General features: G+C 51.2%; 16 protein-coding genes and 2 tRNA genes. 5 read left to right on the top strand and 13 right to left on the bottom strand.

Annotated features, from left to right (window positions below):
- Nucleotides 1–401 precede the first annotated feature (401 nt).
- The 6 genes from OLTU_RS30685 to OLTU_RS30660 form a co-directional block, all read right to left on the bottom strand.
- Nucleotides 402–3,680 carry a hypothetical protein gene (locus OLTU_RS30685; protein ID WP_218110378.1) on the bottom strand — a complete coding sequence of 1,093 codons (3,279 nt, stop codon included), beginning with the start codon at nucleotides 3,678–3,680 and terminating at the stop codon, nucleotides 402–404.
- A gap of 139 nt (nucleotides 3,681–3,819) precedes the next feature.
- Nucleotides 3,820–4,482 carry a hypothetical protein gene (locus OLTU_RS30680; RefSeq protein ID WP_141736521.1) on the bottom strand — a complete coding sequence of 221 codons (663 nt, stop codon included), beginning with the start codon at nucleotides 4,480–4,482 and terminating at the stop codon, nucleotides 3,820–3,822.
- Nucleotides 4,483–4,539: 57 nt separating this feature from the next.
- The gene (locus OLTU_RS30675; RefSeq protein ID WP_141736520.1) at nucleotides 4,540–7,083 is read right to left on the bottom strand and encodes a WD40 repeat domain-containing protein; all 2,544 of its coding nucleotides are present in this window, start codon (nucleotides 7,081–7,083) and stop codon (nucleotides 4,540–4,542) included.
- A 181-nt stretch (nucleotides 7,084–7,264) separates the two neighbouring features.
- Nucleotides 7,265–7,349 (bottom strand) — tRNA-Leu (locus OLTU_RS30670).
- Between the two features lie 7 nt (nucleotides 7,350–7,356).
- Nucleotides 7,357–7,731 (bottom strand): preprotein translocase subunit SecG, encoded by a 375-nt coding sequence (gene secG, locus OLTU_RS30665; protein ID WP_141736519.1) that lies wholly within the window; start codon nucleotides 7,729–7,731, stop codon nucleotides 7,357–7,359.
- Nucleotides 7,732–7,752: 21 nt separating this feature from the next.
- Nucleotides 7,753–7,828: transfer RNA gene (locus OLTU_RS30660), tRNA-Phe, on the bottom strand.
- A gap of 174 nt (nucleotides 7,829–8,002) precedes the next feature.
- Here OLTU_RS30660 and kdsA point away from each other — a divergent pair.
- Genes kdsA through OLTU_RS32575 form a run of 3 tightly spaced genes read left to right on the top strand, consistent with a single transcriptional unit; the run spans nucleotide 8,003 to nucleotide 9,820 of the window.
- Nucleotides 8,003–8,866, top strand: a complete 864-nt coding sequence (gene kdsA / locus OLTU_RS30655) for a 3-deoxy-8-phosphooctulonate synthase (RefSeq protein ID WP_141736518.1) — start codon at nucleotides 8,003–8,005, stop codon at nucleotides 8,864–8,866.
- A gap of 19 nt (nucleotides 8,867–8,885) precedes the next feature.
- On the top strand, nucleotides 8,886–9,584 hold the full coding sequence (locus tag OLTU_RS30650) for a TVP38/TMEM64 family protein (protein ID WP_141736517.1): 699 nt from the start codon (nucleotides 8,886–8,888) through the stop codon (nucleotides 9,582–9,584).
- Nucleotides 9,581–9,820, top strand: a complete 240-nt coding sequence (locus tag OLTU_RS32575; RefSeq protein WP_218110376.1) for a hypothetical protein — start codon at nucleotides 9,581–9,583, stop codon at nucleotides 9,818–9,820. The genes OLTU_RS30650 and OLTU_RS32575 overlap by 4 nt, the downstream gene beginning before the upstream one ends.
- Here OLTU_RS32575 and OLTU_RS30645 read toward each other — a convergent pair whose 3' ends face one another.
- The 7 genes from OLTU_RS30645 to OLTU_RS30615 form a co-directional block, all read right to left on the bottom strand.
- On the bottom strand, nucleotides 9,821–11,083 hold the full coding sequence (locus OLTU_RS30645) for a type II secretion system F family protein (RefSeq protein ID WP_141736516.1): 1,263 nt from the start codon (nucleotides 11,081–11,083) through the stop codon (nucleotides 9,821–9,823).
- Nucleotides 11,084–11,093: 10 nt separating this feature from the next.
- A complete protein-coding gene (locus OLTU_RS30640; protein ID WP_218110374.1) occupies nucleotides 11,094–12,167 on the bottom strand; it encodes a type IV pilus twitching motility protein PilT in 1,074 nt (357 codons plus the stop codon).
- Nucleotides 12,168–12,188: 21 nt separating this feature from the next.
- Nucleotides 12,189–13,913 (bottom strand): GspE/PulE family protein, encoded by a 1,725-nt coding sequence (locus OLTU_RS30635; protein WP_141736514.1) that lies wholly within the window; start codon nucleotides 13,911–13,913, stop codon nucleotides 12,189–12,191.
- 72 nt (nucleotides 13,914–13,985) lie between these two features.
- Complete coding sequence (locus tag OLTU_RS30630; protein WP_141736513.1) at nucleotides 13,986–14,687, bottom strand: hypothetical protein; 702 nt, start codon at nucleotides 14,685–14,687, stop codon at nucleotides 13,986–13,988.
- A complete protein-coding gene (locus tag OLTU_RS30625) occupies nucleotides 14,666–15,127 on the bottom strand; it encodes a hypothetical protein (RefSeq protein WP_141736512.1) in 462 nt (153 codons plus the stop codon). The genes OLTU_RS30630 and OLTU_RS30625 overlap by 22 nt, the downstream gene beginning before the upstream one ends.
- Before the next feature lie 13 nt (nucleotides 15,128–15,140).
- Nucleotides 15,141–15,713: a cob(I)yrinic acid a,c-diamide adenosyltransferase gene (locus OLTU_RS30620; protein WP_141736911.1), complete on the bottom strand. Its 573-nt coding sequence runs from the start codon at nucleotides 15,711–15,713 to the stop codon at nucleotides 15,141–15,143.
- Between the two features lie 140 nt (nucleotides 15,714–15,853).
- Nucleotides 15,854–16,165 carry an integration host factor subunit alpha gene (locus tag OLTU_RS30615; RefSeq protein ID WP_141736511.1) on the bottom strand — a complete coding sequence of 104 codons (312 nt, stop codon included), beginning with the start codon at nucleotides 16,163–16,165 and terminating at the stop codon, nucleotides 15,854–15,856.
- A gap of 338 nt (nucleotides 16,166–16,503) precedes the next feature.
- Between OLTU_RS30615 and OLTU_RS30610 the strand changes: the two genes are divergently transcribed.
- Together OLTU_RS30610 and OLTU_RS30605 are read left to right on the top strand one after the other, a co-directional pair.
- On the top strand, nucleotides 16,504–17,424 hold the full coding sequence (locus OLTU_RS30610; RefSeq protein WP_141736510.1) for an ABC transporter ATP-binding protein: 921 nt from the start codon (nucleotides 16,504–16,506) through the stop codon (nucleotides 17,422–17,424).
- A gap of 21 nt (nucleotides 17,425–17,445) precedes the next feature.
- Nucleotides 17,446–18,210, top strand: a complete 765-nt coding sequence (locus OLTU_RS30605) for an ABC transporter permease (RefSeq protein WP_141736509.1) — start codon at nucleotides 17,446–17,448, stop codon at nucleotides 18,208–18,210.
- The last annotated feature ends 2 nt before the right edge of the window (nucleotides 18,211–18,212 follow it).

Raw genomic sequence — 18,212 nt, 5'->3', positions numbered from 1 at the left:
TTAACTTGGCAGCGTGAGCTGAGAGAACTATAAGGACAAGGCACCATGGAAACGTTGGTATGTATGAAGCAGTCGGGCGGAGGAGTCTTTTCATTGATGCAGTCAAATGGGTCCGAGACATAGAAGTGTGGGACTTCACATTCAGGGCTCACGGACAGCAATTCATATTTGGCTGCAGTCATGATGCTTGACTCTATCCTAAATATTCTGTTTAGTCGGAATCTGCAGCCCTTGGAGAGTATTCGCCTTTCGCTGGTGGGTTTGCCTTCTCTGTCATATGAAATGAAGACCTGAAAGTCATGTCCTCTTTCGATCATCGCTTCAGCAAGATCCGGCCAATAATCCCCTGGTCTCCCCTTTTGGATGTATTGCGGCCTCAGGTTTTTAAGACCTGGGGCCCGTTAGTTGCAAAATCTGTTGAAGTCAGTCGCCTCGTTTGCTTCCTGTAACCATTCGCATGCTCTATTGAGCAGACTAGGAATACCGAGATCCAGGCTCATCATCTTGCCATCAAAAGACTTGATGACTAATGATTGTTCATGTTCCGAAACAATAATGCCTGACAAATTTTGGCCTGTGGAGGTTTTCCAGACAATGCTGGCCATGTCTTCAAGATCAGGATTCAGAGCGATAATCTCGCCATTAAATCCAGCTAGATAAACCGTTTTGGTCTGGTTGTCTACCCATCCGCCTCGAATGTCTATGCCCAGTCCCGTTCGCTTAATATGACCTGTTTTTGGATCGAAAACCAGAATTTTGTCATAGGTCATGTCGCTGCTAATCATGACCACTTTTCCCGATGGCGTAGCATTGAGCGCTCTCAGTTCAATACCAATGTCGCCAACAATGAATTCAGCTTCGGAGTCATCAACTGATTTCCATCTCCACAGGTAAGACATGTCATTCGCAATGTACAGGCTGGCATCGGATTCATTCCAATGCATAATGCAACTGGTGATCTGAATAGGATCGGGATACTGAGCATGAGATTCCAAGCGTGCTCTACCAATACGCCCAGTTCTCACATCAATGCTGAGAAGGGTTTCCTGCTCATAGAGTAGAAAAAATTGGCTCAGACTGCTGTCGAAGGCTGTGCAAATAGGGTCTCCCAGGTTGTCCGGCAGTTTGAATTGAGATAGGAATTGGGGGTGGCCATCGTGATCTATGAGGGTAAAATGAGATTTGCTCTGAATGAGATAGAGATCTCTATAATCCATTGAATTCATTATAGTATCAGGGGCTTGAAAGAGTACGATTTCGCTTCCATCCTTGGTATCAAACGTCGATATTTTGTCCACATACTGAACAACAAGTTCATCTTCTCTACGGCTGGTGAGCATCTTCATAGGGATTCCAGCGGATTGAATGCTTTTTTCCAGATGATCCCAGGATATGCCTGTCGCGAGGTCATAGATATTGAAAGAGTCGCCAATGGAAACCATGATACGGCCATTCTGATAAAAATAATGTTGCTCTGGAATCATCGAAGGTGAATGTGCACCCTGCGTCTCATAAGGAGGATGCATGGTGCTGATGATTCTTACTTCGCTGCTGTTCAGCCCAGCTTCCATTGCGTAGATTCCATCAGATGTGAAATCAACGGACCCGGGAAATGTCCGAGTGTCACCAGAATAAATTGTTATAGTTTCATTGAAGTTCTTTAAAACTATTCCCAGTTCAGTGGAACGACATTGACCTGCAACATTGTGCAAGTAGGTGCTATAGAGCTGGGATTCTTGAGCGACCTCAGGACTCTGGCCAACATACGTTGCCTCTGAAGTTAGGATGACAAATTCGCTGCGAGCGGGGTCCAGGCAGGTGGCAATGACTTTTGCTGGAAATGTCCTTTGATGACATTCTCCTGATTGGAAGCTGCAAAGTCCGAGAGTATTTTGGTCCAGCGAAAAAAGCAACTTTTGTCCATCTCTTGAAATTGATGTGTGGTACCTTGCCCCATATGGAACTTTGATTGGCTTGGACAATTGTGGAATATCTGGGTCCTTATTAACCAGTTGAAATTCGCAGACTTTCCTGTCATCGCAGGAGAAGGATGCAAGGTGAATCTCCTTGGAGAACTGCTCTATCGTTGGCAATACTCTGAGTTGCTGGCGATGCAGCTTTCCATCGAAAATGACCTGTCCTTTCGGATTCCATACCAGATTTTCATCTAGACTAAAAAGGATACGATCATTTGGATAAGTGCGTATTTTGCTGCTCTCATATCTAGAAAAATCCGTGCTGATCCTACTGCCGTCTTCCGTCAGAAGGTAATATTGTCGATGTGTCTCGAGAATGGCCTGATCATAGGCTGGGAAATAGACAAGACTGTCATCCTTCTTTGCATCTGGAACTTCAAACGTCCTTACCTCAGTCAGATTAGTATCAAATAGTTTCCACGTGTTAATACTGGTTCTAACGAGGATGAACTTCTTGTTTTCCATTGCACTCAAAACAACGACTTCACCAAGTAAAGGTGATCTTTCAATCACATGTTTGATGTGGAGGGCTGGCTTTTTCGAAAAATCATGTATTTCAAAGATCAATACTTCTTTATCGAGATATTTTTCTACTGATGAGTAGAAAAATTTATGATTCCCTAGATATTCAAGGTTCTGCTTATGCTCAAATTGAATAAGGACGGGTTTCTGATCGAAAAAAAGGCGAATGAATGCTGCGCGAAGCTGAGATTCGACTTCATGCAAGTGGTCAGTATTCGGCATACTTGCCCATTCGGATGCCGTTCGCACAATGAGCTTTAGACCTTCCAGCCATCGGTTAGATTCAGCTAGCAATTGAGCAGAAAGTGCTGACTGGCCTAGTGTAGTAACTCTGTCTTTCTCATAAATTATGACAGGCCATTGAGTATCGCTCGTGTTGCCTGCTTGATCTTCAGCGTGGATATGCAGGATCCAGCTGCCGTTTGTTGGGGCGCTAACTGTTTGTTTGCCAGCAGGTTCAAGATTGCAATTTGGCATGGCCTGCGATCTCCAGCATGTGCTGAGCGTGACAAGGTTCCCATCCGTGGTATCCAATTCCAGTATTTCAGCGGGAAGAAGTTGCAGGATTGCTGGGTTAATATCTTTGTAATAACGGGACTTGTTAATCGGTTGTACGATGGGAGCTGTTGTGTCCTTGATTACAGAACAATCCTTTGTAAATGCTATCTCGGGAAAAGCTTTGAGGCGTGCTACAAGCTGGAACTCGTGTTGGCCTTCGGCGAGGTTTCCTGTTGAAACGACCTCTGCCCTTCCCTGCCAGGAAACCTGGCCTTCAGAGCTAGGGAAAACCGTAGCGAAATTGAAGTGCCGAGAAGCAGGGAGGTTGTCTTCCGTCTCCGAAGTGACTTCTGCCCAAACATTGAAGTGATCACGAGTATGGACGATGGTGTTTATTGAGGCTGGTCCGGTATTGCACCCCATGTTAACATTGTAAGTTGCCATGTCGTGAAGGATGATTACTTTTCGTTGAAGAACTTCGGTGAGCAGCATGATTTCTGCGAGCCTTTTGGCTTCCACCTTCGACTTGAATAGAATTTCTGAGCCGCTTTCATCCACCTTTGGGATAAGTACACACCCCTTTTCCGTGACGTCCAATGCCAGAGACGTGCTGTCGGGCCTTAGTAGACTTGCAGACATGGTGGCTGCAGTCTGCCCCGGCACATAAACAATTTCTTTATCCATCGCAGACGGAAGAGATCCGCATGCCATAATTCTGTCGTTATGGGAATTGGATATTTTCGTGCACGCTGTCGAATGTAGGGTGAAATAAAGCGAAATTAAAAACCAGTTTCTCATTGCTGTTCATCCTAGCAAATAAACGTCAGTTCAGCGGGCCTTCGGATTCTTCAAATTCGAGCAAAATGCGATCAAGTCGCGATAACATTGACGTTTCGTGCCTTGAAAGAAGAAATGATTTTCCCAGGTCATGGCACGTCATCTCACCAATAGTTGCCAGCAGAGATGGCAAGGAGAATGCAACCTTTCTCCTTTGGAGATCATAGATTTTGAATTCCCCTTTTGAATTTTCCGTCAGGATATGGCTGCCACTTATGGGTTTAAAGCCCATACTGCTTTCCACGATCGTTTCATATGTACCCGCAGTCTCATCCAGAAGGGAAATACGCCCATTTATCTGAATGAGTGTACCGAATTTAGATGGGAATACCTGCTCTGCGGCACCGCCAGCAATAGTTTCCGGGCGGTTATATCCTGGTGCCCTGGCGAATTTGACGATATTGACGTCTCTCAGGAGATAGAGGTCTCCTGTCTCGGGATGCAAATAGGACTCCTTTACCATGCCTACATTGGATGAAAAAACTTTTTCGAATCCAGGAACTTTCAGTACATAGCGATTTCCAAATTTAAGGTGGTAAAGGCGGCGATCGTTGGTACTGGTAAATGTCCCGCTCCCCACGCGTTTCCACACGGATTCGACAGAAGAGTTGAATATAATCTTGTTGATATTATAGTTTCCGGTTTCCATTTCAGCGACTTTAGCAATGAATCCCTCGTCAAATCTTTCAAATTTAATGATAGGCGCCTAGAAATTTACAACTTCCATCAAGGCTTGACCCTGGGCGGGTAGGACATAGATACGTCCATCCAGGTCAGCAACATAAAATTCACCTTTAAAGTGATCCAAGGCCGTAGGGACAAAGTCAACCGCCCAGGCAGCTTTGGTTTTGAGCTGACCATCGGATAACTTCAACTCTCGAGTAAGCCCATCATAGGTCAATACTTCCAGCGTATTTCGATTGATTACGGGATGCAGATCTTCAAATTGGATGGTCTGCAGGTTCTGAGAAGTGATGTCCCGGGCTTTCGCCATGTACCGGGTGCCGAGGAAGCCTTGCTCGAGATCGTAAAGCTGGATATTTTCATTAGTATTGATAATCTTGATGGGATTCAAAACCACTGCCTCGGATGGACCTTGACGTGCTATGCGTATGGACTTATCTGCCAGTTGGTGGATATCGTCGGCATGGAAAAATTCAAATGAATCATCTTTTGTCAGGACAGCGCGATGCCGGGGAGAATCGATCACGATATCATGGATAATGCCTTGGCTCCTTGGCTGAACAATCCCTTTGGAAGTGAGCTTGAGGCCATCCTTGTGAGTCAAAGAAAAGTATTGAATCTTATTCGACTTGCCCTTTTCGAAAGCCAGCAAGAGATCGGTACGTGAACCTTTCAGATAAGAAAGATCGTAAGGCCCAGAAAGTTCATTTTGAATATTGAATTTTACGAGCATGTCTTCACTGGTGAACTCACCATTCCAAACACCGATGATAATGATAGCAGGGCAGCTATTCTCAGCCTTGGGTTCAAGGGAAGCAAATATTAGATTCTCTGGGCTAAATTGAAAAGAGTGGACTCGGCAAGATGCATCTGTCTCAGGTGTTTTTTGAAATACTGCCTGCCTTTTATTATAATCAATGACCTGGAATAGGTTTCCTCCTTTGTATGCTACAAAGGTTCCAGTAGAGGAGAATTCAATTCTGCTATTCCTATCCTGTACATTCCATGTCCATATCCGCTGCGGTTCTGTTTCGGGAGCAAGGGAAAAAACACGGGCGCCGTGATCATTGGCGAGAGCAATAACACTTTCGCTCGTAGGATCAACCGAGATCCTTATTTGGGATCGCCTTGGATCGCGGACAAAGGCCAAGTCAGGCAGAGTGCTGATATAAGCAGGAACGCCGCCTTCCTTATATTTGAATAGTCTTGCCTCATCATCCACAATATACGCGCCGTCGCGGATCCACGTGAATCCTACGACATTTTCCTGGCTGAAAATGAGCCTTAAGGTCGGATCCCAGATTGTCAGTCGACGGTTGAGATACTCATGAAGCGCGATTCGTTTACCGTCGGGGCTGGTAGTTGCGACATTCAATCCTATCCTTTCAGAGTGTTGCGACTCAATCTGGTCATGGAATTGAAGGCTGGCTGCTGCAGTGAGGAGGGTGCTTTCAAGAGCATCCCTCTCCTCCGTAAGCTCAAAACCTCTGTACTTTTCCAGAGCCTCTCGGAAAGTTGAACTGGCTGCTAGAACTTTGCCGTCTCTTAATTCTTCACTGATCTGAATCTCCAGTCCCTGCAATTGAACCAGGTCTTTGTCGTGGAAAACGGCGAAGCTTCTTTCCAAGATCTCGGACCGGTTTCCGGCCTGATCCTCAGCGTAAGCACGCAGATCCCAGATGCCATCCGCTGGTGCCTGGATAGTCGGTTCAATAGTTCGGTATTCATTAGATTCACAGTCTTCCGCGATGTGAGTGGATTTTCGCTTTTTCAAACATGCGTGGAACGTAAGGACACCATTATCGGTGCCTTGAAGCTTAAAAGCATTATTCTGCGGAAGAAGATGAAACTCATCTTGTTGGCCACGCTGGTATGTGTCGAGGTCAGTGGTCAGTGTGGGAGTTGTCGGATCGTAATTCACTTCGCACGTTTCAGGAAAAAGTGTTTGTCCCTTGTTCGGATTGAAGGCATCCCATGTACTAAAGGTGACTTGATAGGCACCGGGTGTATGAAAATCGACGACCGGGTTTGCGTGGGATGAAGTTCCATATTGTTGTTTCCCGTGAGGATCTTGGATGCTTGTGGAATAATAAGGCAGAATAGCTGTCACAAAAGATTTTTTTTCAACTCGTGGTTCCAAGGACTCATTGGTATACAAGGTCTTGCCCGGACAGCTAATAATGTCAGCCTGAGCTATAAGTGCAGAGCCGGTGACTTGGTTTTGGAATTCTGTTCCAGGGCTGATAGTCAGCATCTGACCATGTTCGTCTTTTCGTAGTGCGAGAACTCCGTTGAATTCCGTGCTGAGTTCAATGCAATTTCTGGCCGTTATCCGCGGCGTGAAGCGTTGATCATAGTGGAATTGCGTCGTCAAAGGGTGAGTAGGAAAAACGACAGCCTCAAATGGTGAACGGTCCCAGTCTTTGACTTTGATAAACCTCTTGCCGGTAGCTGGATATTCGCCGCAGATTATGGATATATGTTCAACTGAATTCCCAAGACGCGTGCATGCACATACGAGGAGAAGAGAGAGAATTGCGGTCATATATTTGATCATGGTTGCCATCAATATCCTCGGCACGTAGGCGGGGTACACCCATTTTGATGCGTCGAAATATCATGGAAAAGGCTTGAGATCAAACTCTTTTGGTCATCTGAGAACGAAAACTGAAGGTTTCGAAGCGTTTAGAGGACAAAAATCAAAAACCCGGCTGCCTCACGGCCACCGGGTTTGACTTTTAGTAGACTGGTGCTCAGGGCGGGACTTGAACCCGCACGCCTCTCGGCACATGCCCCTCAAACATGCGTGTCTACCAATTCCACCACCTGAGCAATAGAATTAGGGTGTGTTCGGTTCGGCTTGGGGTGCTTGACCTTCAGCTGGCGGAACAGCAGGAGCTGCTTCGGGCTGAGGCTGGGCTGGAGTGGTTTGCTCGGTTTTGCTTCCGGCCTGTTCCAGGCGTTCCGTCAATCCGGTCTTACCAGAACTGCCCTTGACCATCGTCAATGCAATGCTCGTAACCATGAATACTGCGGCCATCAGGTAAGTCATCTTGCCAAGGAAACTCGTGGCACCAGAAGCACCAAAGAGACCTGTCGAGTTGCCACCACCAAAGGCTGCGCCTACACCGCCAGAATTGCCGCCTTGCACTATGATTACAATAATCATAAAGATAGCAGCTGCGATGTGAACGACTGTCAAAAAGATATCCATGTTACCACCGAAGGAACATAATGGTGGCTCCTCCCAGAATCGAACTGGGGACACGTGGATTTTCAATCCACTGCTCTACCGACTGAGCTAAAGAGCCACTTCCCAAAAGGGAGATTCGTAAATAAAGCAGTCCTGATTTTCAGTCAAGACTTTCTTCGTATAAAGCCAAATCATTGCGAGAGGCTTGAGTTGCCTCATGCACCCGACTAGAGTAACAGAGTCTGTGCCAATGGTAACCTTCTTTTCCTGACGCACTCGTGAAAGGCCCGCTATGCATACTCCATTGTTTAAACGCCAACCCAGCAAACCTGTCGTCATTGCCGGGCCCTGTATGGCTGAATCCTATGAACTCCTGGAAACGGTCTGTACGCAGCTTCTCGGACTCGCGAAGGAACTTGATTTTGAACTGGTCTTTAAAGCCAGCTTTGATAAAGCGAATCGTACCTCCATTCAGAGTTACCGTGGACCAGGCCTCGATCAGGCCTGCCGCTGGTTCGCGCAGCTCAAAGATAAATTCCCGGGGCTGAAGGTGCTCACCGATGTGCATGAAACCGCCCAGGTGAGCCCGGCGGCGGAAGTTATCGATGTGTTGCAGATTCCCGCGTTCCTTTGTCGGCAGACCGATCTGGTCGTCGCGGCGGTCAAAACCGGACGCGCGGTGAATGTGAAAAAGGGTCAATTTCTGGCTCCCGAAAATGCTCAGCATATTATTAGCAAGGTGCTCGCTGCGGCCAAGGAAGATGGACTCACGCCGGATTTTGCGCTCACCGAGAGAGGAGCCACCTTCGGATATGGTAATCTGGTAGTGGATATGCGCGGATTGAAGGTGATGTCCGATTTGGGAGCGCCGGTGATTTTTGATATCACCCACAGCCTGCAGCTGCCCGCTGCCGGTGGCGCGAGTGGCGAGATTTCCGGAGGATTGCGCGGATTCGCACCGGTGCTGGCCCGGGCGGCAACGGCCACAGGTTATCTGGATGGCTTTTTTCTGGAAGTGCACACCGATCCGAATCAAGCGAAGAGCGATGCGGCCACACAGCTCTCGTCACGGCAGGCCGATATTCTCTTGAGACAATTGATTCCGCTCTGGAAAGGGATGCGCGCGGCCACGACTCAGGACGGGGAATTTTTCTAAATGAGACCAAGGAGGTGGAATGAGGCTCAGCTGGCAGAAACTGCTTTTGATCCTATTCCTCCTCCTTTTTTTCGCCGTCTTTTATCACTTCGATTTGGGGCGATATCTGACCATCGCGCAGCTGAAAGCGGGCAAGCATGAGCTGCTCGCCTACCACGCCTCTCATCAGCTGGAAACCGCGCTCCTCTATCTCCTGGTTTATATCGTCGCCGCTTCGCTTTCCGTCCCTGGCGCTCTTTCCCTGACCTTTGCTGCTGGTGCGATTTTTGGATTCTGGTACGGCAGCGTACTGGCTTCGATTGGTTCCGCGCTCGGAGCGACCGGTGCTTTTCTCACGGCGCGCTATCTGGTGGGCGCAAGCATTCAAAACCGTTATGCAGCCCGGCTGGAACGAGTCAATCGCGGCTTTCGCGAGGAGGGCGCCTTTTATCTGCTTTCTCTTCGGCTCTTTGCCGTGATCCCCTATTTCGTTACCAATGTTGTGATGGCCCTGACGCCCATCCCGGCCCGCACCTTTTTATGGGCCACACAGCTCGGGATGCTGCCGGTGGTATTTCTTTATACCTATACCGGGACCGAACTGAGCGAAATTGAAAGCGTGGGTGACCTGTTTTCACTGCGCCTCATTCTGGCTTTTATTGCGATGGCTCTGCTCCCCATCATGGGCCGAAAGCTGATACAATGGTGGAAAAAGAATCAAGGAGCCCGGAAGTCATGAGCGTTTCTGAGCGTCGCACGCGGTCCCGCTGCCCCATATGTCAGGGACCCACCAGGGATGTGAACGGAGAGGAGCGTTGTCGCAACTCACTTTGTTCGTATAACCATCAAAAGGAACAGTGCCCACGCTGCCAGCACCCGGGACCCGAGGCCACGAAATACGACAACGACGGCAGGTTTCATTATTTTTGTTCGGAATGCCATAACAAATGGACCAAGGCCGCGGACGGGCCCTGATCAGACTGTACCGGCCATGCCGAAGATCGGCAGATACATGGCGATCACGATAAAGCCGACGATGCCGCCGATGACGACGATCATGAGAGGTTCAATCATCGACATCATCGCGGCGATGGCATTGTCGACCTCCTCCTCATAGATGTCGGTGACCTTCCTCAGCGTTTCATCGAGCGTACCCGTGGATTCGCCGACCGCCACCATCGAGACCACCATTTTCGGGAAAAAGTCCCCTTCACTCAAAGGTTCGGCAAAGGTGCTGCCTTTGGAGATCTCCTCGCGCACATTCAGAACGAACTTTTCCACCGACTTGTTGCCGGATGAGGTCGCGCAGATCGTCAGGGCCTCGAGGATGGAAACGCCCGAGCTGAGCATCGTGGACATCGTGGAACAGAAGCGGCCCACGGCGATCTTGATCATGACCTCGCCGATGATGGGTGCCTTCAGAATCATTCTGTCAAAAACATGCCGCCCGTTTTCGGTGCCCAGATAATAACGCAGGCCGATGAACCCGACGGCGATGCCGCCCAGGATTTCCATCCAATTGTCCACGAGCATGTTGGACATATCGATGACGAGCTGCGTCAGACCAGGGATTTCCTGACCGCTTTCAGCAAACTGCTTGGCAAAGCTTGGCACCACAAAAACCAGCAGGAGGGTCACCACAGCGATGGCGACGACCACAATAATCAGCGGATAGGCCATGGCCGATTTCACCTGGGCTTTCAGCTTCGCGGCTTTTTCAATATAGGACACGAGCTGTTTGAGAATCACATCCAGGCGACCGGAGGCTTCACCGGCTCGCGCCATGGCCACATAAAGGGAATCGAAGATGGTGGGGAAAGGCTCGAGCGCATCGGTCAGGCTGGATCCTTGCTCGATGGCCCGAATGATCTTTTCGATGGTTTCCGAAAAGTCGATCTTTCGCTGCTGGTCGCGCAGCATCTGCAAGGCCTGCAGCATGGGAATGCCGTTTTCAATCATCAGCGAAAACTGTTTGGTAAAAAGGCCGAGCTCCCGTGTCGTGGGCAGCTGAGGGCCCAGACGAATCTGGATATTGCCGCTCTTGTCACGGTATATATAGCGGCCGATTCCACTGATCCTGGACGAATCGCCCAGATCAGCTGCCGTGGCGGTGAGTTTCAGGATACGCAGGCCCTTGTTTGACAGCATGGTCCGGGCGGCCTGTTTTGAGGACGCGTTGACCTCGCCCGACTTGACCTGGCCGTTTCTGGATTTTGCTTTGTATGCGTACTTCGGCACTTTTTATCTCTTATCTGCGAATGCTTCTCTGTTTGTTCTCACTCAGCATGTCCTGCAACTCATCCGGTATGGGGCTTTTTTGCAGGGCGATCTCCTTGCTGATTAGGCGCTTTTGGATCAGGGCGTAAAGACACTGGTTCATGGTCTGCATGCCGCTGCCCGCTTGTCCCGTCTGCATGGAGGAATAAATCTGCTGGACCTTGCCCTCCTGCACCAGGGCCCGAATCGCACTGTTCATGCGCATGATCTCCATGCACATCACACGACCACCCGTATCCCTGGGGAGCAGCATCTGCGAGAGCACGGCTTCAAGACTCATGGCCAGCTGGGTGCGGACCTGCGACTGCTGATGCGGGGGAAAGGAGTCCACCATACGGTTGATGCTCGACACGGCGCCGTTGGTATGCAGTGTTCCAAAGACCAGGTGACCGGTTTCAGCGATGGTCAGGGCTGCGGAAATCGTTTCAGGATCCCGCATCTCACCGATCAGAATCACATCAGGATCCTGGCGTAGCACGGATTTCAGGGCCATGGAAAAGCTTTGTGTATCCTCCCCGAGTTCGCGCTGATCGACCACACAGTTCTTATGCTGATGCACAAATTCGATAGGATCCTCGATCGTCACAATATGATCGTAACGGGTTTCATTGATGTGATTGAGCATCGCCGCGAGCGTGGTCGATTTACCGGAACCCGTGGGGCCGGTGACCAGAACGAGGCCGCGCGGCAGGGCACAAAGGTTTTTCAAGAGCGGTGGGCTGCCGAGTTCGTCCAGGGTATTGATCTTATGGGGGATGACCCGGAAGGCGCCGGAGATTTGACCCGACTGATAAAAAATATTCGCACGAAAGCGGGCGATGCCTGGAATGGAAAAGGACAGGTCCAGTTCCTTGCGCTGCTCAAATGTTTTTTTCTGTGCTTCCGTCAGCACGCTATAGCAGAGTTCCATCGTCTTCTGCGGCGTCATCGGCGGCAGATTCAGCGGGGCCACCTGCCCATCAATCCGAAGACGCGGTGGTGAGCCTGCTGAGATATGCAGGTCACTGGCTCCCTGTTGAACCAGGGTCCGCAGCAGCTGTTGCATTGAATAATCCATCATTCACCCCTAAGCTGCATGATAGCCTGACTGTTCCGCTTCATCATCGGCTGCGGTGTTGCTGACCACTTCCAGGGCATCCATTTCCCCGCGCAGCATCTTAATCAAACCGTTCTGCCGCAAGGTTCGCATGCCGTGACGCATGCCGATCGCCTTCAGTTCCATGGCCGGCGCGGTCCGCATGATGGCGGCGCGCAGCTCATCGTTCATCACCATGACCTCGTGGATGGCCACGCGGCCTTTCATGCCCGTGCCGCCGCAGAGTTCGCAGCCTTTGCCCTTATGAACCTTGGCGGTTGCAGCCACATCGCGCGGCACACCCAGACTGACGAGATAGTCGGGTTTGATCGAGGTATCGAGTATCTTGCAGTTGGCACAGATACGCCGGGCCAGGCGTTGCGCCACCACACATTGCAGTGCCGAGATCAGGTTGAAGGACTCAAGGCCCATGTTCTGCAGACGCACGATGGTATCGGCGGCGCTGTTGGTGTGCAGCGTGGACAAAACCATGTGACCGGTGAGGGCGGCCTTGATGGCGATTTCCCCGGTTTCCCTGTCGCGCACCTCACCGACCATGATGATGTCCGGATCCTGGCGCAGGAAGGCTTTCAGGGCATCGGCGAAGGTCAGGCCGAATTCCGCCCGGATATGCACCTGGTTGATGCCATCGAGCGTGAATTCCACCGGGTCCTCGGCGGTCATGATGTTGTCGGAAACCTGATTGAGTTCCGCCAGGGCCGAATAGAGCGTGGTCGTTTTACCGGAACCGGTGGGACCGGTGACGAACACCATTCCATAGGGCTTGTGTATGCTGTCCTTGAAGCGGCGGAGGTCATCCGCCTCAAAACCCAGCTTGGTCATATCCACCTGCAGGCTGGATTTGTCGAGGATACGCAGCACCACCTTCTCCCCGTGCCAGGTCGGAAGCGTGTTGATACGAAAATCGATCGGCCTGCCTTCGATGGTGACACTGATCTGACCATCCTGCGGCAGGCGCTTTTCCTCGATTTTGAGACCGGCCATAACCTTAAGGCGGGAAGCCATCGCCGCCTTCATATGAGCGGGCGGACGGGCAATTTCCTGCAAAGCTCCGTCGATGCGCAGACGCACCCGCATATAATTTTCGTAAGGCTCGACGTGAATATCTGAAGCGCCACGCTGAAGACAGACCATCATGATGCGATTGATCAGATCATTGACCGGTCCATCGTCGGCGCTGGAGCTTTCATCAATGACAAGACGGCTTTCCAGGGGTTTGTTGCGGAGCTGGGTGGCGTTGCTCTTGGTGTACTTGTCGAGTTCCAGGCCTCGCTGGGGATAATAGCGCGCCAGGGCCTTGACGATTTTTTCCTCGGAGGCGAGGACGGTTTTCAAGGAATAGCCCGTCTTCAGCTGAAGCAGGTTGATCGTATTCAGATCATGCGGATTTTCCACGGCCACGATGATGTTATTGCCCACGCGATCAATGGGAATCGCCCGGGCCTGACGGGCCACCTGATCCTGAATCAGCTGGATGATATCGGCGGGAATATCCATCGCGTCCAGGTCAGCGATCTGCAGCTTGTGGCAATGCGCCCAGGCCGCCAGAAGTTTATTGCTGTCCGCCGCCTTCAGACGAATGAGGGCATGCACCAGAAGCACGTTCTTGGTGCGCGCGAGGACTTCGGCCTCCGCCATGGTCTTGGGATCAACCCGCAGCTGGTTGATCGCAATGTCATGAAACTGCCGCAGCATGGGACTCCTGTCGTCTTGGGAAAGGCATACGACAGGATTATCGGCATTCGGGGTTCCAGCTTTACCGAAGAATCAGGAGCGGACCTCGGCATAAACCAGACGGGGATCGACATGCCGCAGACGGGCGTGTTTCAGTTGCAAGCGGGCACAATGGGCCAGATACGATAAACGCTCAAAACGCCCCTGTTTTTTGGCTTCCTTGAGCGCTTTGACCAAAAGCCGATGGGAGCGGGCCGGATGAAAGATCAGACCATGGCTCAGGACCGGCGTGTCTTCCATATGGAAAACAAAGCCCTGAAACACATCGCTTTTGGCAATGCCATCGAAAAGCTCATCGGATTGCTTTTGAATCCGGATCTTGTCATCCGAACAGAGATCCTTCAGCGCGAGGCCCGAATTTTGAATTTTGATAACCTTGAACAGCGAATGCGTAAAGCTGTGAATGGCTGTCCCGGGATGCTTGTCCCGATACAGGGCAAAGGGCGTGGGCGGCTGGACGGGATCCAGCTGCGTCAGGGGCCGGATAAATAGGAAATAATCGATAAAATAACTCATCCGGCGATGGTAGCTTTCGTCATCATGAAAGATCATGCCGGTCTGCGCAAAGAATTCCTCCTTGGCCCGCACCACTTCCTCAACGCCCAAAAGATTCACCACCCAGGTGATAATTTCCTCCCGCTGTTGATCGAGCGGACTGCGCCACTCGCCTCCAACACTCCCATCAATGGCAACCGGGGGAATGACCGAGATTTCTATGCTTTGACCAGACACCATTCGAGCACCTTTTCGCCGACAACAGGGAGTTGAAATCTGAGGGGGACCCACACATAGGCCTGACCCTCGCCACAGGACTGTTCCATGAGGGGAACGATCGTCGGTTCCACCGACGTCATGCCACGGATGACAATGTCTTCCAGCGGGATATAAACCCCATACGATAGGAAATGCCTTTGGATGAACCGCTGGCCATCCAGGGCCATCGTTTGGGGTTTGTGGAGGAGGCTGGTTAGTTCAGGATTGCTCAAAAGAAATGCGCTGGCAATCGCGGCCTTCGCGGCCTGATGCGTGCTGACATAAAGCGCGGTTGCCCAAAGCGGCGCAAGCCACCAACGGACCCTTGGTTTACGGGGAATCAGACCCGGTTCCGGAGTCGGTATGGTCTCGGAGCTGGCCGCAGGCTCAGGCTCCGAATAGAGTGGATTTGATTCGCCCATCACACCAAAAACCTTACTTCTGCATCGCCGCTGGCCGATTCTGTTGCCAAAGGACTTCCGGGCAACCGAGTCGCTGGCTGATCGAGCGGCCTATAACAAAGAGCCAATCGCTCAATCGATTGAGGTATATTTGAGTCTCCACGCGAACGTCCGGTTCGTCAATACGAAGCCGCACCAGTTCGCGTTCCGCGCGCCGGCACACGGTTCGTGCCAGATGCGCGGTGGAATTGCAAACGTGTCCACCTGGCAAAACAAAATTCGCCAAGGGAGGCAGATGCTCATTGATGGCATCGATTTCCTGCTCGAGACGCGCGACGTCTTCCGCGGACACCACGCGCTGCCTTTCGATATTCAAATGTTTCGTGGGAGTCGCGAGTTCACCGCCCAGATCGAAGAGCTCGTTCTGAATGCGTTCCAGACTCTGATCCAGCCCCTGTGCATTGAACTCAGGCTGAAGCTTGAGCTGATCGCGCAATAAACCCATCCAGGAATTCAGTTCATCGACGGTGCCATAGGCTTCCAATCGAAGCGCTGCTTTGGAAATCTTTTCCCCGGAGGCGAGGGTGGTTCCACCCTTGTCGCCCATCTTGGTATAAATCTTCGTGAGTCTCACGTATCGCCCTCCCAAGCACCCATCGCAATACTGTACGCTATCCACGACAGCAATGCGAATGGGATCGCATAGTCCGAGGGAAATTGTCCAGGGCTTTTGCAGCGCAGTCCGATTTACTCGTCGCCCGTAAGGTGCGCGAATTCGCGGTTCACCTGATCGCGCATTTTATCCGAGGGATGGAATGTCACGACACGCCGGGCGGAGATCTCGATTTTCTCGCCGGTATGCGGGTTACGGCCAGGACGTGAACGCTTTTCCTTCACGGTCCACTTGCCGAAGCCAGATATTTTGACGTCTTTGCCATCTTCCAGGCGGAGTTTGACCTCTTCGAGAATAATCTCGAGGATCTCCTTGGCTTCTTTGACGGGAAAGCCAACTTTATCGCGAATCATCTCCACCAGAACGTCTTTGGTCAAAGTAGCCATTTACGATACCTCCGAGTTAGGCCAAAACGGGATCGCAGCTTCCCAAGTGCCTTCCAATGGATGAGTCTATCAAGTTCCAAAGTTTTCGGGAAGTATCGGATACCAAAAATTTTTTTGGGAAAGTAGGAGGGTCGAGCCCGGTGACCCCCGCGAGCGCCTAACTGGGATGGGCTAAATAACTGGACGAGGTCCTTCTGAAGCATGATTGACTTAAGGACTTCTCAGAATAACAATGCTTTTCTGGAAAAAGTCGCAGATCATGAGCCCGAACCGCCTTGGCCAGTGGGGTGTATGGTCTGCTCGCCTGTTTTATTGCGAACAAGTCTAGGAGGGTATGGATGATTGAAGTCGTCGGCCTGCGAAAGAGCTTCGGTGACGTTCCAGCTCTGACTGACATCACTTTTCAAGTGGATAAAGGTCAGATCGTCGGGTTTTTGGGAGCCAATGGTGCCGGAAAAACCACGACAATGGACATTCTGTGTGGATGCATCGGTGCGGATGCCGGCACAGCCAGGATTGCCGGTTATGAGATCTCGGAAAACCCGATTGAAGTGAAAAAGAGGATCGGGTACCTGCCCGATGAGCCGCCCCTCCACAAGGAGATGAAGGTCGAAGAGTTTTTGCTTTACGTAGGCCAGCTGCATGGCCTCAGCAAGAGCAAGGCGAAGCAGAAAACGTTTGAGCTGATGGAAAAGCTGGAAATCACCGACATGAAAAATCGGCTGATTGGGCAGCTTTCCAAGGGTTACAAGCAGCGGGTCGGGCTGGCCCACGCGCTGGTTCACGAGCCTGATGTGTTGATCCTCGATGAACCGACGGAAGGCCTGGATCCTAACCAGATTGTCCAGATTCGTGAGCTGATCAAATCCCTGAGAGGACAGCACACCATACTCTTCTCGTCGCACATTCTTTCCGAAGTGGAATCCGTCTGCGATCAGATCGTAATCGTCGACCGCGGGCGTGTGGTGGAACAGGGCACCCATCAGCAGCTGGTGTCCCGCCTGGAATCCGGTCGTCAGTACCAACTGCGGGTCCGCCAGGGCGCTTCGGCTCTGGTCGAAAAACTAAAAAGCCTGCCGGCCTTGAGCGGTCTGACTCTCGACACCGAAAGTGTGGAGACCATCACCTTCCGCACCAGTGACCAGGAACAGGTATTGGATCGCGTGGCCCAGGAAGTTCTGAACGGCGGTCATGGCCTGCAGGAGCTGGCCGTGAAGTCGAAGAAACTGGAAGACGTTTTCTTCCAACTGACTCACTAATCTACCGGAGGAAAAACACGCATGGGAGCTGTACTGACGATTGCACAACGCGATCTGAAGGCTTATTTTTCATCGATCAAGGGATCGGTGACATTCTGGTTTCTGCTCATTTTCATGGGCATGTTTTTTCAATCCTTTTGCACGACCTTTTTGGAACTGCAAAATCAGGCGATGCAGATGGGAGGCGAGCCGCCCAAGCTGAGCCAGCTTTTGACCGCGATCTTTCAGAACATGCATTTCATTCTGCTCTTCGTGGTGCCGGCGGTGACCATGGCCTCGTTTGCTGAGGAAAAGAAGACTCAGGTGCACCGGCTTCTGATGACGGCACCGGTGTCCTCGACGCAGATCGTTTTGGGCAAGTTTCTGTCGTCGGCAGGCGTGCTTGCCATGGTTCTGCTGGCCTCGGCGGTGTTTCCCATCTTTCTTTTCAAATATGGCAACCCGGAACTGGGTCCCATTCTGAGTTCCTACCTGGGCCTTTTCCTTTTGATGTGCTCGCAGGTGGCCTTTGGCCTTTGGATCTCGTCGATGGTGAGCCATCAGTTTCTGGCCTTCATGTTCACCGTATTCGGACTGTTCCTCCTGATGATCCTGACCTGGATTGCTCCCAACATTTCCAGCACCGGCATGATGGAGGAATTTGTGAAATACCTCGCGGCCACCACGCATCTCGACAATTTCTTCAATGGTTTGATCACGGTCGCTGACGTGACCTACTTCGTCGCGTTTATCAGTCTGTTTCTTTATTTCACAAACGTCGCCGTTGAATCGCAGCGTTGGAGGTAATG

This window comes from Oligoflexus tunisiensis (genome assembly GCF_001748245.1).
GTDB lineage: Bacteria > Bdellovibrionota_B > Oligoflexia > Oligoflexales > Oligoflexaceae > Oligoflexus > Oligoflexus tunisiensis.
Note: the sequence above shows the minus strand (reverse complement) of the source record. Positions and strands in the feature narration are given on the sequence as shown.

What these genes read in the sequence shown, in the direction of transcription:
- OLTU_RS30650 (WP_141736517.1), top strand. Translation starts at nt 8,886, where the DNA reads ATGAGGCTCAGCTGGCAGAAACTGCTTTTGATCCTATTCCTCCTCCTT.
- OLTU_RS30685 (WP_218110378.1), bottom strand. Translation starts at nt 3,680, where the DNA reads ATGGATAAAGAAATTGTTTATGTGCCGGGGCAGACTGCAGCCACCATG.
- OLTU_RS30610 (WP_141736510.1), top strand. Translation starts at nt 16,504, where the DNA reads ATGATTGAAGTCGTCGGCCTGCGAAAGAGCTTCGGTGACGTTCCAGCT.
- OLTU_RS30675 (WP_141736520.1), bottom strand. Translation starts at nt 7,083, where the DNA reads ATGGCAACCATGATCAAATATATGACCGCAATTCTCTCTCTTCTCCTC.
- OLTU_RS30640 (WP_218110374.1), bottom strand. Translation starts at nt 12,167, where the DNA reads ATGCAACAGCTGCTGCGGACCCTGGTTCAACAGGGAGCCAGTGACCTG.
- OLTU_RS30635 (WP_141736514.1), bottom strand. Translation starts at nt 13,913, where the DNA reads ATGCTGCGGCAGTTTCATGACATTGCGATCAACCAGCTGCGGGTTGAT.
- OLTU_RS30630 (WP_141736513.1), bottom strand. Translation starts at nt 14,687, where the DNA reads ATGGTGTCTGGTCAAAGCATAGAAATCTCGGTCATTCCCCCGGTTGCC.
- OLTU_RS30680 (WP_141736521.1), bottom strand. Translation starts at nt 4,482, where the DNA reads ATGGAAACCGGAAACTATAATATCAACAAGATTATATTCAACTCTTCT.
- OLTU_RS32575 (WP_218110376.1), top strand. Translation starts at nt 9,581, where the DNA reads ATGAGCGTTTCTGAGCGTCGCACGCGGTCCCGCTGCCCCATATGTCAG.
- kdsA (WP_141736518.1), top strand. Translation starts at nt 8,003, where the DNA reads ATGCATACTCCATTGTTTAAACGCCAACCCAGCAAACCTGTCGTCATT.
- OLTU_RS30625 (WP_141736512.1), bottom strand. Translation starts at nt 15,127, where the DNA reads ATGGGCGAATCAAATCCACTCTATTCGGAGCCTGAGCCTGCGGCCAGC.
- OLTU_RS30620 (WP_141736911.1), bottom strand. Translation starts at nt 15,713, where the DNA reads ATGGGCGACAAGGGTGGAACCACCCTCGCCTCCGGGGAAAAGATTTCC.
- OLTU_RS30615 (WP_141736511.1), bottom strand. Translation starts at nt 16,165, where the DNA reads ATGGCTACTTTGACCAAAGACGTTCTGGTGGAGATGATTCGCGATAAA.
- secG (WP_141736519.1), bottom strand. Translation starts at nt 7,731, where the DNA reads ATGGATATCTTTTTGACAGTCGTTCACATCGCAGCTGCTATCTTTATG.
- OLTU_RS30605 (WP_141736509.1), top strand. Translation starts at nt 17,446, where the DNA reads ATGGGAGCTGTACTGACGATTGCACAACGCGATCTGAAGGCTTATTTT.